General features: G+C 63.6%; 14 protein-coding genes and 1 tRNA gene. 5 read left to right on the top strand and 10 right to left on the bottom strand.

What is annotated here, in order from left to right:
• Positions 1 to 14 precede the first annotated feature (14 nt).
• Positions 15 to 959 carry a DMT family transporter gene (locus tag ACILRA_RS02405; RefSeq protein WP_395660494.1) on the bottom strand — a complete coding sequence of 315 codons (945 nt, stop codon included), beginning with the start codon at positions 957 to 959 and terminating at the stop codon, positions 15 to 17.
• A 62-nt stretch (positions 960 to 1,021) separates the two neighbouring features.
• Between ACILRA_RS02405 and dnaG the strand changes: the two genes are divergently transcribed.
• The 3 genes from dnaG (at position 1,022) to ACILRA_RS02420 (ending at position 5,664) form a co-directional block, all read left to right on the top strand.
• The gene (gene dnaG, locus ACILRA_RS02410) at positions 1,022 to 2,962 is read left to right on the top strand and encodes a DNA primase (RefSeq protein WP_395660495.1); all 1,941 of its coding nucleotides are present in this window, start codon (positions 1,022 to 1,024) and stop codon (positions 2,960 to 2,962) included.
• Between the two features lie 130 nt (positions 2,963 to 3,092).
• Positions 3,093 to 5,198: an RNA polymerase sigma factor RpoD gene (rpoD, locus tag ACILRA_RS02415; protein WP_395660496.1), complete on the top strand. Its 2,106-nt coding sequence runs from the start codon at positions 3,093 to 3,095 to the stop codon at positions 5,196 to 5,198.
• 178 nt (positions 5,199 to 5,376) lie between these two features.
• The gene (locus ACILRA_RS02420; RefSeq protein ID WP_395660497.1) at positions 5,377 to 5,664 is read left to right on the top strand and encodes an HlyU family transcriptional regulator; all 288 of its coding nucleotides are present in this window, start codon (positions 5,377 to 5,379) and stop codon (positions 5,662 to 5,664) included.
• A gap of 179 nt (positions 5,665 to 5,843) precedes the next feature.
• Here ACILRA_RS02420 and ACILRA_RS02425 read toward each other — a convergent pair whose 3' ends face one another.
• Positions 5,844 to 6,482: a TIGR02466 family protein gene (locus tag ACILRA_RS02425; RefSeq protein WP_395660498.1), complete on the bottom strand. Its 639-nt coding sequence runs from the start codon at positions 6,480 to 6,482 to the stop codon at positions 5,844 to 5,846.
• 21 nt (positions 6,483 to 6,503) lie between these two features.
• Entirely contained in the window at positions 6,504 to 6,959 is a 456-nt protein-coding gene (locus ACILRA_RS02430; protein WP_395660499.1) for a host attachment protein, read from the bottom strand.
• 103 nt (positions 6,960 to 7,062) lie between these two features.
• On the opposite strand from ACILRA_RS02430, the gene ACILRA_RS02435 reads away from it, so the two are divergent.
• On the top strand, positions 7,063 to 7,461 hold the full coding sequence (locus ACILRA_RS02435) for a hypothetical protein (RefSeq protein ID WP_395660500.1): 399 nt from the start codon (positions 7,063 to 7,065) through the stop codon (positions 7,459 to 7,461).
• Here ACILRA_RS02435 and ACILRA_RS02440 read toward each other — a convergent pair.
• The 3 genes from ACILRA_RS02440 to ACILRA_RS02450 all read right to left on the bottom strand — a co-directional run bounded on the left by ACILRA_RS02440 (position 7,458) and on the right by ACILRA_RS02450 (position 10,798).
• The gene (locus tag ACILRA_RS02440; RefSeq protein ID WP_395660501.1) at positions 7,458 to 8,381 is read right to left on the bottom strand and encodes a hypothetical protein; all 924 of its coding nucleotides are present in this window, start codon (positions 8,379 to 8,381) and stop codon (positions 7,458 to 7,460) included. The two genes, ACILRA_RS02435 and ACILRA_RS02440, sit on opposite strands and share 4 nt — an antisense overlap.
• A 195-nt stretch (positions 8,382 to 8,576) precedes the next feature.
• Positions 8,577 to 9,287 carry an SIMPL domain-containing protein gene (locus tag ACILRA_RS02445; protein WP_395660502.1) on the bottom strand — a complete coding sequence of 237 codons (711 nt, stop codon included), beginning with the start codon at positions 9,285 to 9,287 and terminating at the stop codon, positions 8,577 to 8,579.
• A gap of 56 nt (positions 9,288 to 9,343) precedes the next feature.
• Positions 9,344 to 10,798 carry an AMP nucleosidase gene (locus ACILRA_RS02450; RefSeq protein ID WP_395660503.1) on the bottom strand — a complete coding sequence of 485 codons (1,455 nt, stop codon included), beginning with the start codon at positions 10,796 to 10,798 and terminating at the stop codon, positions 9,344 to 9,346.
• 53 nt (positions 10,799 to 10,851) lie between these two features.
• Here ACILRA_RS02450 and ACILRA_RS02455 point away from each other — a divergent pair.
• Positions 10,852 to 10,927 (top strand) — tRNA-Ile (locus ACILRA_RS02455).
• Positions 10,928 to 10,962: 35 nt separating this feature from the next.
• On the opposite strand, the gene ACILRA_RS02460 is transcribed toward ACILRA_RS02455, so the two are convergent.
• From ACILRA_RS02460 to ACILRA_RS02475, 4 genes are all read right to left on the bottom strand, one after another.
• The gene (locus tag ACILRA_RS02460) at positions 10,963 to 12,057 is read right to left on the bottom strand and encodes a tyrosine-type recombinase/integrase (RefSeq protein WP_395660504.1); all 1,095 of its coding nucleotides are present in this window, start codon (positions 12,055 to 12,057) and stop codon (positions 10,963 to 10,965) included.
• Positions 12,054 to 12,239, bottom strand: a complete 186-nt coding sequence (locus ACILRA_RS02465) for a hypothetical protein (protein ID WP_395660505.1) — start codon at positions 12,237 to 12,239, stop codon at positions 12,054 to 12,056. The genes ACILRA_RS02460 and ACILRA_RS02465 overlap by 4 nt, the downstream gene beginning before the upstream one ends.
• A gap of 16 nt (positions 12,240 to 12,255) precedes the next feature.
• Positions 12,256 to 12,564, bottom strand: a complete 309-nt coding sequence (locus tag ACILRA_RS02470) for a hypothetical protein (protein ID WP_395660506.1) — start codon at positions 12,562 to 12,564, stop codon at positions 12,256 to 12,258.
• Between the two features lie 144 nt (positions 12,565 to 12,708).
• Positions 12,709 to 13,590, bottom strand: coding sequence for a RecT family recombinase (locus tag ACILRA_RS02475; RefSeq protein ID WP_395660507.1), 882 nt, complete (start codon positions 13,588 to 13,590; stop codon positions 12,709 to 12,711).
• Positions 13,591 to 13,682: the final 92 nt, after the last annotated feature.

Here is a 13,682-nt window from a genome sequence, read left to right on the forward strand (position 1 = left end):
CGCTGCGCAAGATGTCAGCGCCGGGCCAGCGCCACGCCCGCGGCGGCCAGCGCGAAGCCTGCCCAGCCGAGTGGCGGCATTTCCTCCCCGAGGAGCGGCCAGGCCATGAGTGCGGCGATCGGCGGCACGAGATAGAACAGCGAGGACACGCGGCTCACCTCCCCCGCCCGGATCATGGCGAGCAGCAGCGACATGGCGATGATCGAGTTGCCGATGACCAGATAGGCCAGCGCTCCGGCGAAGGGCAGGTTCCATTCGAAGCTGAAGCTCTCGAAGGCGAGCGCCAGCGGCAGCGTTCCGGCGAGGCCGGCTGCATATTGAACCAGGTTTGAGGTGACCGGGTGATGGTTCCTGCCGAAGCGCTTCTCCCAGAGCGTGCCTGCGGTAATGGCAAGCAGCGCGCCCACCCCTGCCGCCACGCCCAGCGGGTGCTCGAGTTCGACGCTGGAGCGTGACAGGATCACCGCCGCCGCGCCGAGAAGCCCCAGCGCCAGGCCCGCCCAACGCAACGCGCTGACCTTCTCCCCGGCAAAGTGTGGCGCGATGATGCCCACAAGGATCGGTTGCAGGCAGACGATGATGGCCAGCCCTCCCGCCGAGATGCCGGCCTTGAAGCCGATATATGAGAGGCCGAAATAAATGGTCTGGATCAGGAAGCCGACCATGGCGAGGTGAAACCAGTCGGCACGCCGCTCCGGCAAGGGCGGCCGCAGCACCACCGCGATTGGCAGCAGCAGCACCAGCACCAGCCCATAACGCAGGCTGAGAAAGCTCATGGGCTCAGCATGCGCGATCCCCAGCTTGGCAATGGGAAATCCGCCAGACCACAGCAGGAGAAAGATGATGGGCGCGGCGATGAGCCAGAGGGGTTTGGCGGTCTGCATGGTGCGCGACCATAGGGGCAAGACCCATCGCCCGCCACCCTCGCCGCCGGCACAGCAGCGCCGAGCGTCGGGCATGGGCATTCGCCCTTCGTTCTACATGCTTGAACTCGGGGCCGGGGTGGCGCACATGTTCGCTCATGCGCGTGCCCCCGTCATTCCTTGAAGACATCCGCGGCCGGGTGACGATCTCGTCGGTTGTCGGCCGCAAGGTCACGTGGGACCGGCGCAAGTCCAACCCGGGCAAGGGGGACTATTGGGCCTGCTGCCCCTTCCATGGCGAGAAGTCCCCGTCTTTCCATGTCGAGGACCGCAAGGGCCGCTACCACTGCTTCGGCTGCAAGGCCTCCGGCGACATCTTCACCTTCCTTGTCGAGAAGGAAGGCTTGAGCTTTCCGGAGGCGGTCGAGCGGCTGGCGCAGGAGGCGGGCCTTCCCATGCCGGTGGTGTCGGAAGCCGACCAGAAGCGGGAGGAGCAGCGCGCCAGCCTTTATGACGTGATGGAGATCGCGGCGGCGTTCTTCGAGGCGGAGCTTCAGGCCGCCCGCGGTTCCCGCGCCAGGGGCTATCTGGCGGACCGCCAGCTCACCCCCGCCATTCAGAAGGAATTCCGGCTGGGCTATGCCCCGGATGACCGCTCGGCGCTGAGAAGCCATCTCGCCGGCAAGGGCATCGGCGTGGAGCAGATGGCGGAAGCGGGCCTCGTCATCGCGGGCGAGGACATTCCTGTCGCCTATGACCGCTTCCGGGACCGCGTCATGTTCCCGATCTGTGACCCGCGCGGACGGGTCATCGCCTTCGGCGGCCGGGCCCTGTCGAAGGACGTGCCCGCCAAATACCTGAACTCGCCGGAAACCCCGCTCTTCCACAAGGGCCACGTCCTCTACAATCTCGATAAGGCGAGGGGGCCCGCCCATGAGAAGGGGCAGATCATCGCGGTTGAGGGCTATGTCGATGTCATCGCCATGCACCGTGCCGGATTGCCGCAGGCAGTGGCCCCCCTCGGAACCGCGCTGACGGAAGACCAACTGCGCATCCTGTGGAAGCAGTCCGCCGAGCCGGTGCTCTGCTTTGACGGCGACCAGGCTGGCCTGAAGGCCGCATACCGCGCACTGGATCTGGCGCTGCCGCTGCTGGAGCCAGGCCATTCCCTCCGCTTCGCCCTGCTTCCCGAAGGCCAGGACCCGGATGACCTTTTGAAGTCCGAGGGCCCTGAGGCCGTGCGCACCGTGATCGCGGCCTCCCAGCCGCTCTCAGACATGCTCTGGCAGCGCGCCCTCTCCCTGAATGACCGCGCGACCCCGGAACGGCGGGCTCAGTTCGAGAAGGAATTACGAAATACAATCAATAACTTGTCGGATGAATCTGTGAAACGGCATTATCTTGCCGAGTTCGCGGAGCGCACCCGTGCCCTGTTCCAACCGGCAGGGGGATTGCGCAATCAGGCCGGCCGCCGCCAGGCTTCCCCTGGGGGCGACAGGCGTCCCTTCAAGGCAGGACGGCGCCCCTGGGAAATCCAGCAGCCACCCACCGCGCAATTGCGCCAGCTCGCGGCGCAGCCCAATTTCCGTGCCGGTGCGGAGCGCAGGGAGCGGCTCATCGTGCTCACCCTGGTCAACCACCCGGACCTTCTGCATGAGTTCCTGGACGAGTTCGCCAGCCTTGAGATGACCGTGCACGAGCTTGACTCGCTGCGCAGCCAAATCATAGATAGCGCCGCCCTTGGTTCCGGACTTGACGGGACGGATCTTCGGGCCCACTTAGACTCTTTGGGATCCGGCCCTTTGCTGGGCCGGCTTGAATCCCAGGCGAAACGGCTGAACGAATGGTTCCTTGGGAGCGGGGCAGCGCAAGATGACGCCCGCACAGGCCTCCGTCAGATGATCGCCCTGCACCGGAAAACTGTCACCCTCGAGCGGGAGCTCAAGGCGGCTGAAGCCGCTTTTGCGACCGACCCGACGGAGGAAAAGCTCAACGCCCTCAAGGCGGTGCGCGAGCAGTTGTCATCTCATGCCGGCCAGGAAGCCCAGATCGAGGGCTTTGGCGCCGCGAGCGGACGGACTGCAGACGCCATCACCTGAGGCGGCCTGAACCCGGTTCGGGATCAAATCTGTGGGTTAATCTGTGCTTAACGCGCTGGTCCTTAGGTTTTGACCCCGAATCACAACGCTGCTAAGGCGGTTGCCCCGCCCAAGATCTGAGGACTTTTTCATGGCCCGAGCCCAAGTGCGCGCACCCGCCCCGGACGAGCAGGAAGCCCAGACTGCGGGCGATGATGCCGAAGCTCCGGAGGCGCAGGGCTCGGATGGTACCGACTCCCCCATCCTCGATCTGTCGGATGCCGCGGTCAAGCGCATGATCAAGGCCGCCAAGGCGCGCGGCTACGTGACACTCGACGAGCTCAACACCGTTCTCCCCTCCGAGGAAACGAGCCCCGAGCAGATCGAAGACATCATGGCGATGCTCAATGACATGGGCATCAACGTGGTCGAGTCGGAAGAGGAATCCGAGAATCTCGCCGCCAAGGTCGAGGCCGAGGCAGAGGGCGAATCCACCGAAACCGCGCTCATCAAGGTCGAGGCTGCCAAGACGCCTGCCGACCGCACGGATGACCCCGTCCGCATGTATCTGCGCGAAATGGGCCAGGTGGAGCTGCTCTCGCGCGAGGGCGAAATCGCCATCGCCAAGCGCATCGAGGCAGGCCGCGAGGCGATGATCGCAGGGCTTTGCGAAAGCCCGCTCACCTTCCAGGCCATCATCATCTGGCGTGATGAGCTCAACGAAGCCAAGATCCTGCTGCGCGACATTATCGACCTCGAGGCCACCTATGCCGGCCCCGATGCGAAGAAGCAGGGCCCGGTGCAGACGCCCGCTCCCTACGTTCCGCCCAAGGAAGAAGTGAAGAAGAAGGCGGAGGCCAAGCGCGCCGAAGCCAAGCGGGTTGCCGCCAATGTCCGCCGCCCATCACCCGATGACGAGTTCGGCGACGTGCTGAGCCCTGAGGATTTCGACAAGCCGCAGGTGGAGGATGATGATGACGATGAGGGTGATGACCTCGGCGTGTCGCTCTCCGCCATGGAAGCGGAGCTGAAGCCCAAGGTTCTTGAGATCTTCGACAACATCGCCAAGAACTATAAATCCTTGCGCAAGCTGCAGGACCAGGAAGTGGCGGAAGGCACTGAACTCTCCCCCTCGCAGGAGCGCCGCTACAAGAAGCTGCGCGAGGAGATCGTGGCCGAGGTGAAATCGCTCTCGCTCAACAACGCCCGCATCGAGGCGCTCGTCGAGCAGCTCTATGACATCAACAAGCGCCTCAACGCGCTTGAAGGCCGCCTCATGCGCCTGGCTGAAACCTATAAGGTGCCGCGGCCTGAGTTCCTGAAGGAATATCAGTCGAACGAACTCGACCCCGACTGGCTGAAGCGCGTGGGCCGCCTCACCAAATTCGGCTGGAAGAAGTTCGTCAATGACGAGAAGGACTCGATCAAGGTCATCCGCGACGAGATCTTCGACCTCGCCACCGCAACGGGGCTCCAGATCCCCGAATACCGCCGCATCGTCGCCATGGTGCAGAAGGGCGAGCGCGAGGCGCGCATCGCCAAGAAGGAGATGGTGGAAGCCAACCTCCGTTTGGTGATCTCGATTGCCAAGAAATACACCAACCGCGGCCTGCAGTTCCTGGACCTGATCCAGGAAGGCAACATCGGCCTCATGAAGGCGGTCGACAAGTTCGAATACCGCCGCGGCTACAAGTTCTCGACCTATGCGACCTGGTGGATCCGCCAGGCCATCACCCGCTCCATCGCCGACCAGGCCCGCACCATCCGCATCCCCGTGCACATGATCGAGACGATCAACAAGATCGTGCGCACGAGCCGCCAGATGATGCATGAGATCGGCCGCGAGCCGACGCCGGAAGAGCTTGCCGACAAGCTCTCCATGCCGCTCGAGAAGGTCCGCAAGGTGATGAAGATCGCCAAGGAGCCAATCTCGCTCGAAACCCCTGTGGGTGACGAGGAGGATTCACACTTAGGCGACTTCATCGAGGACAAGAACGCGATCCTGCCCATCGACGCCGCGATCCAGGCCAATTTGCGCGAAACGACGACCCGCGTGCTGGCGAGCCTCACGCCCCGCGAAGAGCGCGTGCTGCGCATGCGCTTCGGCATCGGCATGAACACGGACCACACGCTGGAAGAAGTTGGCCAGCAATTCTCGGTCACCCGCGAACGCATCCGCCAGATTGAAGCCAAGGCGCTGCGGAAGCTCAAGCACCCGAGCCGCAGCCGGAAGCTCCGGAGCTTCCTCGATAATTAATCGGACGCCTCATCCGTCCTTCCACCATCACACCCGGCCTCGCGCCGGGTGTTTTCATGAAGCTGGACCCCTGTCTTCATTGGCAGGTGACGCAAGACGTCGTCTCGCCCGTGATTGAAATTGGCGAGGCCGCCCGTTAGGGTCTGGCCATCGCACAGCCCAACGGAGTTCCGGACCCATGTCATTCCTGAAGAAGCTTTTCGGCGGTGGATCGTCCGGCGGCAGCGCCCCGGCCGGTCCGAAGAAGCAGATCGACTACAATGGCTATGTGATCGCCGCCACGCCCTACAAGGAGGCCGGCCAGTGGCAGACTTGCGGCACCATCTCCAAGGTCATCGGCGGGGAAACGAAGGAGCACCGCTTCATCCGTGCTGACCGTTTCGCCGACGAGGAAGGCGCCGCCGATCACGCCATCATGAAAGGCCAGCAGATGGTCGACCAGATGGGCGACCGGATTTTTGGCTGACAGAGTCATTCCTCTCCCCCACCGGGGGAGAGGGCAGGGTGAGGGGGTCCATCCGCGCGCTCACCCGTTGAAGAATGCTTGCTGAGAGCGCAGCACATTCTGCCTGCCGCTGGCATGCGCGGAAACACCCCCTCACCCCAACCCTCTCCCCCACATGCGTGGGGGCGAGGGGGAGATCATCACGCCAGCACGTAGTTGAAGCTCACGCTGATGCGGTTGCCTTCCGCCCGGTTCAGCGGCACTTCGTGGCGGAGCCAGCTTTCCCACAGCATCAGCGTGCCAATCTCCGGGTGGAAAGAGACATGCGACTTCGACTCGCGCGGCAGTGTTGCCTTGCGCGGCGGCGCGGCCATCATCAGGCCAAGCCGTGGATCCTCATAGACGATCGGCCCCGCACCCTCCGGCACTGCGACGTAGTAGGTGCCGCTGATCACCGAATTGGGGTGGATGTGCGATGTGTGCGAGCCGCCCTCGGGCATCACATTCACCCAGAGTGAGTCCACGCGGGGCTTGGTGCCGCGCAGGTCCCAGTGCAGTTCCTTGGCATAGGCCAGGCAATGCTTGTCGATCGCCTTCACCAGCCTGGCGAATTCCGGAAAGCGCCACGGCAGGTCGTTGAGCGAAGCGTAGGAGGTGTATCCCGGATAGCCATGCTTGTCGCACCACTTGAGGCCCGCCTCATCATCAACCGCCAATGACATGGCCAGCGCCTCGAGGGCGTTGTTGAGCTTCGCAGGCACGATCTTCTCCGCCCGGTAGAGGCGGGTGACGAAGAGATCGTGCAGCTTGGGTGCAGGCGGTTCAGTCTTCTCGGGCATGGCCTTCCGTTAGCGGAGGGCTCAATCGCCTTCAAGCGCCTTGACCACGATCTCCGCCACCTCAGCAGCCGCGTGTTTGGTCAGGTCCTTGTTGATCTCCATCAGCGTCGCCTTCTGAAGCTCCGGCGAGGCGGCCTTGCGGTAGACGCCCAGCGCCACCGGCGGGGCCACCACGATCAACTCCGCGAATTCGCCTGCCTTGAGGTCGGCCTCCATGTCCTGGGCGATGTTCTTCACGAAGCGGTCTTCGGCCTGCTGGTGATAGTCCGTCTGTTCGGAGGCGGAGCCCCGGTGGCCCATGCTTTCATTCACCCGCGGCGCCTTGTCCGTGCCCAGTTCGCGGCTGGGCGGGTTATCATGAGCATAGACCTTGAACTGGCGCAGGTCGGGCTTGCCCACCTGGCCGTCATTTCGGAACACGATGGCGCGGCCGCCATCGGTCACCAGCACACGTGCATTGTGGGAAAGTCGCTTCATTGCCGAAACCTCCATGAATTTACCCAACAAGACAGCAGGCCAAGGGTTCCCGCCTTGCGAAGGATCAAATAAGACAACACTCTGAACCGGGCGGAATCGCAAAATGCGCAGGCTTTTCAACTATGAGAGAAAGCATGAACCGGTCGCACCGCGGGCGGTGTTCCATTACCGCCTCACCCGCAACGGATTCTGGTCGCTGGCCACCGTCCTCCTGTCCCTGCTCCTCGGCTGCGGCGGCTACATGTATTTCGAGGGCATGAGCGTGCTCGACGCCTTCACCAATGCGGCGATGATCCTCTCCGGCATGGGCCCGGTCACGCCGCTGAAGACCACCGGCGGCAAGATCTTCGCCTCGCTCTATGCGATTGCCTCGGGCCTGCTGCTCTTCGTCATCGCAGGCCTGATGCTGGCGCCCGTCTACCATCGCATCCTGCACCGCTTTCACGTGGGCGATGACGAGACTGAAGAGACAACGCCCCGCCCGGGGCGCCGTAAGGGCTAATCCTGGTGCAGAATGAGCCCTGCGGGATATGCCTCCGCCAGCTTCCGCCGTGCTGCGTGCGCGGCGTTGAGGCTTGTTGCGTTGATGACGGCGAGGCGGAAGCCTCCCGGCGGCATGGCGTGGTCTTCCGGCGGTTTCCCCTCATGAAAGGTGATCTGCAGGCTCGTCACCTGCGCCATCGCCCTCACCTCGGCCTGGAGTGCTGCGGGCGGGTGCGTATAGCGCTGGCCATGCCTGGCGAAGAGCGGAACCGAGTAGCCGTCCCGCCTGCCGCCGTCCGCGAACTGCCAGCGGCCTGAGGCATAGAGCTCCACCAGCGCTTCGACCCAGCCTTCGCCATAAAGATCGCACCACTGGTCGGCGAAGCGCAGGTGCGCTTCGATGATGACGCCGCCGATGGTCTCGAAATTCATCATGCCGCTGTAGCCCTGCATGTGCCGCGCCACCCAGCCTGCCAGCCGCTCTTCCAGTTCTGGGGCAGGGCGGGCGTGAACGGTCCAGTGGCGGAACATGCCCTCCGTCCACGGCACGCCCGTCGCCTGCCGGCACCACAGGATGCGGCCGTCGAGCACCGCGCAGTCGGTTGAGACGTGATCACCCGCAAGCACCGGCATCCACATGTGGCCCGGCTGGTAATGATGATCCATCTCGGCGGCGGAGATAATGACCCGGCTGCCGATCCCCATGCCCCGGAGGTTCACGATGGGCTTGGAGAACACCGGAAATGACCGTGGCGCCACGCCATGCGGCCCCGCGTCGAGGCCTTGCGTCCCGGCAATACGCAGCTTGTCATAAACCCATGCGTGCCGCGGGTAAAGCAGCCAGCAATCCGGATCGTCCGTCGGAATAATCACATGCTCCGGACACGGAACATGTTCGAAATACTGAAACCGCCACGGATCGCGCTCGAGAACCGGCATGATGGGATTGGAGACTAGTGCCTCCCGGTGATCGATGCATCCATTTTGAACACAACCATTCCCCCTCGCCCCCGCAGGGGGAGAGGGCAGGGGTGAGGGGGTGTGTCCGCTCGTGAGAACGTCAGACAGCCATCACGCGGAAAGACCCCCTCACCCTTCCCTCTCCCCCGGTGGGGGAGAGGAATAAAAACGCCGCTACTGGATTTCCCAGGTGATGTTCACATCGACCGAGAGCGTCTGCTCACCCGCGGCCACGGGCACGGGGGCTGCTGCGGCGTCCGCCATCATCACCTTGCCGCGGGCCATGGGCATGGGCGGCTGGTAGTTGACGCCCTCGCTGATCGACATGACGCGGCCCAGGCTCACGCCCATCGCCTCGGCATAGATCTTGGCCTTGCGGGTGGCATCCGCGGTGGCGAGCTTGCGCGCCTCGTCCAATGCGGCGTCGGGCTTCGACACCTCGAAGCCGATGCCGTTGATCTGGTTGGAACCGGCCTGAACCACCTTGTCCAGCAGCGGCCCGAGGTCGCCGATCTTGCGCACGATGACGGTCACGGTGTTCGACACGTCATAGCCGATCAGTTCCGGCGCCTTGCCGTCCTGAAAATTATAGCGCGGCTGAACGAAGAAGTTGGAGGTCTGCACGTCCTTCTCGGCAATGCCGGCACCCGTCAGGGCGGCGAACAGGGCGTTCATCGCGGCGGTGTTGGCGGCAAGCGCTTCCGCCGCCGTGACACCCTGGCTCAGGACGCCTGTGGTCACGAAGGCCATGTCGGGCGCCATCCGCATTTCGCCATGGCCGGAGAGCGAGATGAGACGGGGCATCCTGGCGTCCTCAGAAAGAGCGGGGCTGGCGGCGGCAAGGGTGGCGGCAAGGGCCGCGGCGGCGAGGGTCAGACGATGCATGGGTTTCTCCTTCCAGTGGCAATTGGATGTATCCCGATTGCGGCGCCAGTTGGGCGTCAGCGGAACGGCGGCTCGTCGAAACTCCTGAGCTTGCGCGAATGGAGCTGGCCCACATTGCCCCGGAGCTGCTCAATGGTCTCCAGCCCGATCAGCAGGTGTTCTCCCACCGCCCGGTCATAGAAGGCGTTGGCAGCACCCGGCAGCTTGATCTCGCCATGCAGCGGCTTGTCGGACACGCAAAGCAGCGTGCCATAGGGCACGCGCAGCCGGTAGCCCTGCGCTGCGATGGTGCCCGATTCCATGTCAACCGCGATGGCGCGGGAGAGGTTGATGCGGCGCAGCTCCTGGCTCCAGCGCAGTTCCCAGTTGCGGTCATCGTTGGTGACGACGGTGCCGGTGCGCAGCCGCTCCTTGAGCGCTTCGCCGCGCTCGCCCGTGACATGCGCCGCCGCACTCTGCAGCGCCACCTGCACTTCGGCCAGCGCCGGGATGGGGATTTCCGGCGGCACCAGCGAATCGAGGATCCTGTCCTGGCGCAGGTAGCCATGCGCCAGCACATAGTCGCCGATGCGCTGGCTCTGGCGCAGCCCGCCGCAATGGCCCACCATCAGCCAGCAATGCGGGCGCAGCACGGCGAGGTGGTCCGTGATGTTCTTGGCATTCGACGGGCCGACACCGATGTTGACCAGCGTCACACCCTGCCCGTCATCCCGCGTCAGGTGATAGGCCGGCATCTGGAAGCGGTGCCACTGCGAGCCGGAGATGATGGCCTCCGCCTCCGCCGCCCCCATGCCGCGCGTGATCTTGCCACCGCCCGGCAGAAGCAGGCTGGCATAAGGGCTGTCGCCTGCGATCTGCTCCAGTCCCCATTTCACGAACTGGTCGACGTAACGATGATAGTTGGTGAGCAATATCCATGGCTGCACGGCGCGCCAGTTGGTGCCGGTATAGTGCTGCAGCCGCTTCAGCGAATAATCCACCCGAACGGCATCGAACAGGGCGAGCGGCAATGGCTGCCCCGGCTTGTTCTCCCACAGCCCGTCGGCAATCTCGTCACCAACATGGGCAAGGCGCGGGGTGGGGAAATGCAGCGCCAGCTCCGCCGCCGTCACCCCGTTGCGGCCCAGGTCGTCGCCGTGCTCCAGAACATAGGGGTAGGGGATCTCCTGTTCCGACCGCGCGACGCTGATCACCGCGCCATAGTCCTTCACCAGGTAACGCAACTGGTCGACGAGGTAGCGGCTGAAATGGTCGGGGTGGGTCACGGTCGTGGCATAGGTGCCAGGGCCCTGGAACTTGGCATAGGCCCGGGCGATCCGCGGCTGAATGCCGGCCGCCCGGTATTCCACCCGCAGCTCCGGGTAGCAGAAGCTCCGCCGCTCGGCATCCGAGGGCGGCTGGCGGGTGTCGAAATAGCGCTCGAGGCAGGACTTCAGGCCGCCCGCAGCCTCGGCATGGAGGGTTTTCAGCCGGTCAACGGCGGCTTCCGGTGTCAAGTCATGATCCATCATGGCGAGCCTATAGCATGCGCCCGCGAATTGATGTAGCCATGCCGCTCGTGGAGGGGCCCATAGCTCAATGGTTAGAGCTGACGGCTCATAACCGTCTGGTTCCAGGTTCGAGTCCTGGTGGGCCCACCACGCCTAAAAAATACCTTTGATAACTTTGAGTATTTTTAGGTCTCCTGCTCGGTTTGGGGAAAGGTTTGGGGAATGGCTACGACTTTCGCCTGCCCGCTTCGCGCAAGTTTCGCGCGGCTTGCCCTCCGAATGTAGTGAGCCGCTTCGCCTGAGCCTTCGGTCCAACCGAACATAGCGTTCAGCTCAGCTTCGGTGGCGCCCGCTTCCGCAGCGCGAGTGGCGGCCACTTTTCTAAGTCCATGGGCGGCCTTGCCATCTTCTTTGATGCCGGCCTCGGTGCAGGCCCTCTTGAACCAGTTGCCGAAGCTTTCCTTCTTCCACGGTCTGCCCAATTGGTTGATTAGAAATGTGAGGTCGCCGGTTGGTGTGGCTGCGATTGAGCGAGCGAGCGGGGGTAGAATCGTGATCGTCACCTCGACAGGATACCCAGAGTTGACACTCTTGTCGGTGCGTATGACGATTTCCCCGTTTCTTCTCATGTGCTGCTTGCCCAGCCGTACCGCATCCGAGCGCCTGACCCCCGTATAGAGGAGCAGGTCCATAGCCAGCCTCTCGCGTGTGCCGACTGGCCATCGCGCCTCGAACATCTTGAGGTCATCCTCCTCCCATTGCAGGAAGCCTACCCTCTTGTTGGGTAGCGGCACCTTTTCGACACCCTTTGCAGGGTTGTCGCGCAGCCATCCGCGCTCCACCGCGAAGTCGAAAAGTTTCTTCGATGCACGGAGATACTTGTTGGCGTCGGACGGTTTGCCCCGCCTTACATCACGGCCGCTCACGATCGATGCGCTGGTGAGCTCGTGGAGAGGGGCCTTGCCAGCCTTCTCCTTCATCCGGTTGAGTTGGTACTTGAATTGCTTGCGGGTTTCCTGGGCGAGTTCGCCGTATTGCTGGCTCTCACGGTACTGATCGATAAGCCAGCCCAGCGTCTTTCCGTCGTCCGCCTTCAGCTCCCCTGCCAGATGCGCCATCAGCGCCTCCTTATAGGCGCGCTTGAACTCATCGGAAAAGAGTTCGTCCGGCAGGCGAACGCGTGCGCCCTTTCCAACCCGGAAATAGTAGATGATCGCTCCGTGACGCGTCCGGAACTTCTCAACGAATTGCGGTCTTGCCCTGGCCATGCTCGCAGTCATGTTACCCATACCCTTTTGGGTGCAAGTTCTTTCCGCTCCTCTGGCGTCAGAAGCTTCCGGTAGATCTCTATCGAGCCATCGGGGAGCACCCGCACGGCCATGTCATCGCCGCCAGCAGTCTGCGCTGCCTTGATGGCGCGCTTCAGGTCGGTCTCGGTGAATCGTGCTGGCGGTCGAGGCATCTCATCAGCCTACTGATCACGTGTCATGATTGACGCCGTGATCCATCGTGCCTGCCGGCTCGCCCGGGAAAAATTCAGGGCATGCCGCGACTGCCGTGCGGCCAACCTCCGTCATCCGCCAGGCCTTCGGCATCTTGCCGAACCGAAAGGGCGAGCCTTCGCCTAGGATGCTCTCGATCGACACCTGCTCCAGCCATCCAGCCCTTCGAAGGCTGTCAAGCATCGGCGGCGGCGCGGGGTGCGGCTTTCCATGGCGGCTGATGACGATCAGTTCCGTTCCCATGAAGGGCCGCGTCATGAGATGCGGGCTCTGCCTGAACGCCATCAGGCACGCCCACCTGGACCGAGTGAGAAGAACTTTGTCCTCCGGGCCGGTCTTTTCAGTGCTATCAGTCACGGATCCTCCTTTTTCTGATCAGCGATGCTGTCGAGGTGCTCACCGTCCGTCCTGAGTCGGACGGCTCTCTGCTCATTTCTTCTCAGTCGCGATCTCCTCGTCGCGAGCCCTCCAGCCATCCTGCCAAGCGGAGGTGAACGCGTCCATCTCAGGGGTCCGGAACTCGGGCGGTACCGCCTTGAGGGCTTTGCCAGCGCCACGGGCCTCGTGGCCGAGCTGCCACGCATCGGCGGCGCTCGGACCGTCGGTGGGGTCTTCATCCGCATGCGGTGCCTCGCCCGGGATTTCGCCAGTCACGGTATCGACAGTCTCGGTGCCGACCGCCGGGCTTGCGGCTGCCGCCGCTGCAGCAGGCTCGCCCATGGCAAAATCCGACATCTGCGGCCGCATGGCGGGCGTGATGTCCTTCATGGCGGCGATTGCCTCGGCCTCGTCTGCATCCATGATGCCGCTGAAGCCGAAGGCGTAGCGCGCCGCCTGGATCAGGGCCTTGTGGCGGAGCATCCGGTGCTTCATCTTCCATGGTTCGGTGGGCCGGATGCACTCGGAAAGGAATTCCTCGACCACCACGGGATGGGTGCGGTCCTTGCGGTACATGATGCACTTGCAGGAGATGGGCTCGCCCTGGGGGGTGCTGGCCCACTCGAAGGAATAGCCGTCGAGCTCAGGATGCTGGTTGATCAGGCTCACCCAGCCATCGACCGAGATCACGGGCTGGATGCCGCCGCCCTTCCTCGGGAAGGCGTGGATCTCCCGGAGCAGGGGATTGAGGTTGTATTCCTTGGCCACCATCATGAACGCTGCGAACTCCTCGTTCGTGGCATTGGAAGGCATCACCGTCTTTCGGACCGTATTGGCGAAGGTCTGCGGGTCCATGTGATAGCGCTCGGCCATCACGGCGAGCAGCGATGATGAGCGGGCCTGTTTCGTGTCCGGGGCGGCGATCTGGTTCATTGGTGACATTCTCCTGTTCAGCGCACGGAGGCGACGGTGGTCTCGAAGATGCGAGTGCCGCGGAGTTCGCGTCCGCCGGCCTTGATGAAGGA

The organism is Aestuariivirga sp. (assembly GCF_044239095.1).
Taxonomy (GTDB): Bacteria; Pseudomonadota; Alphaproteobacteria; order Rhizobiales; family Aestuariivirgaceae; genus Aestuariivirga.

Bases quoted from the DNA above. Each gene is read 5' to 3' on its own strand.
- ACILRA_RS02470 (WP_395660506.1), bottom strand. From the start codon at position 12,564: ATGGCGTTCAGGCAGAGCCCGCATCTCATGACGCGGCCCTTCATGGGA.
- ACILRA_RS02435 (WP_395660500.1), top strand. From the start codon at position 7,063: ATGCGCAGGCTTTTCAACTATGAGAGAAAGCATGAACCGGTCGCACCG.
- ACILRA_RS02460 (WP_395660504.1), bottom strand. From the start codon at position 12,057: ATGACTGCGAGCATGGCCAGGGCAAGACCGCAATTCGTTGAGAAGTTC.
- ACILRA_RS02450 (WP_395660503.1), bottom strand. From the start codon at position 10,798: ATGATGGATCATGACTTGACACCGGAAGCCGCCGTTGACCGGCTGAAA.
- ACILRA_RS02420 (WP_395660497.1), top strand. From the start codon at position 5,377: ATGTCATTCCTGAAGAAGCTTTTCGGCGGTGGATCGTCCGGCGGCAGC.
- ACILRA_RS02475 (WP_395660507.1), bottom strand. From the start codon at position 13,590: ATGAACCAGATCGCCGCCCCGGACACGAAACAGGCCCGCTCATCATCG.
- ACILRA_RS02425 (WP_395660498.1), bottom strand. From the start codon at position 6,482: ATGCCCGAGAAGACTGAACCGCCTGCACCCAAGCTGCACGATCTCTTC.
- dnaG (WP_395660495.1), top strand. From the start codon at position 1,022: ATGCGCGTGCCCCCGTCATTCCTTGAAGACATCCGCGGCCGGGTGACG.
- ACILRA_RS02440 (WP_395660501.1), bottom strand. From the start codon at position 8,381: ATGCCGGTTCTCGAGCGCGATCCGTGGCGGTTTCAGTATTTCGAACAT.
- ACILRA_RS02405 (WP_395660494.1), bottom strand. From the start codon at position 959: ATGCCCGACGCTCGGCGCTGCTGTGCCGGCGGCGAGGGTGGCGGGCGA.
- ACILRA_RS02465 (WP_395660505.1), bottom strand. From the start codon at position 12,239: ATGCCTCGACCGCCAGCACGATTCACCGAGACCGACCTGAAGCGCGCC.
- ACILRA_RS02430 (WP_395660499.1), bottom strand. From the start codon at position 6,959: ATGAAGCGACTTTCCCACAATGCACGTGTGCTGGTGACCGATGGCGGC.
- ACILRA_RS02445 (WP_395660502.1), bottom strand. From the start codon at position 9,287: ATGCATCGTCTGACCCTCGCCGCCGCGGCCCTTGCCGCCACCCTTGCC.
- rpoD (WP_395660496.1), top strand. From the start codon at position 3,093: ATGGCCCGAGCCCAAGTGCGCGCACCCGCCCCGGACGAGCAGGAAGCC.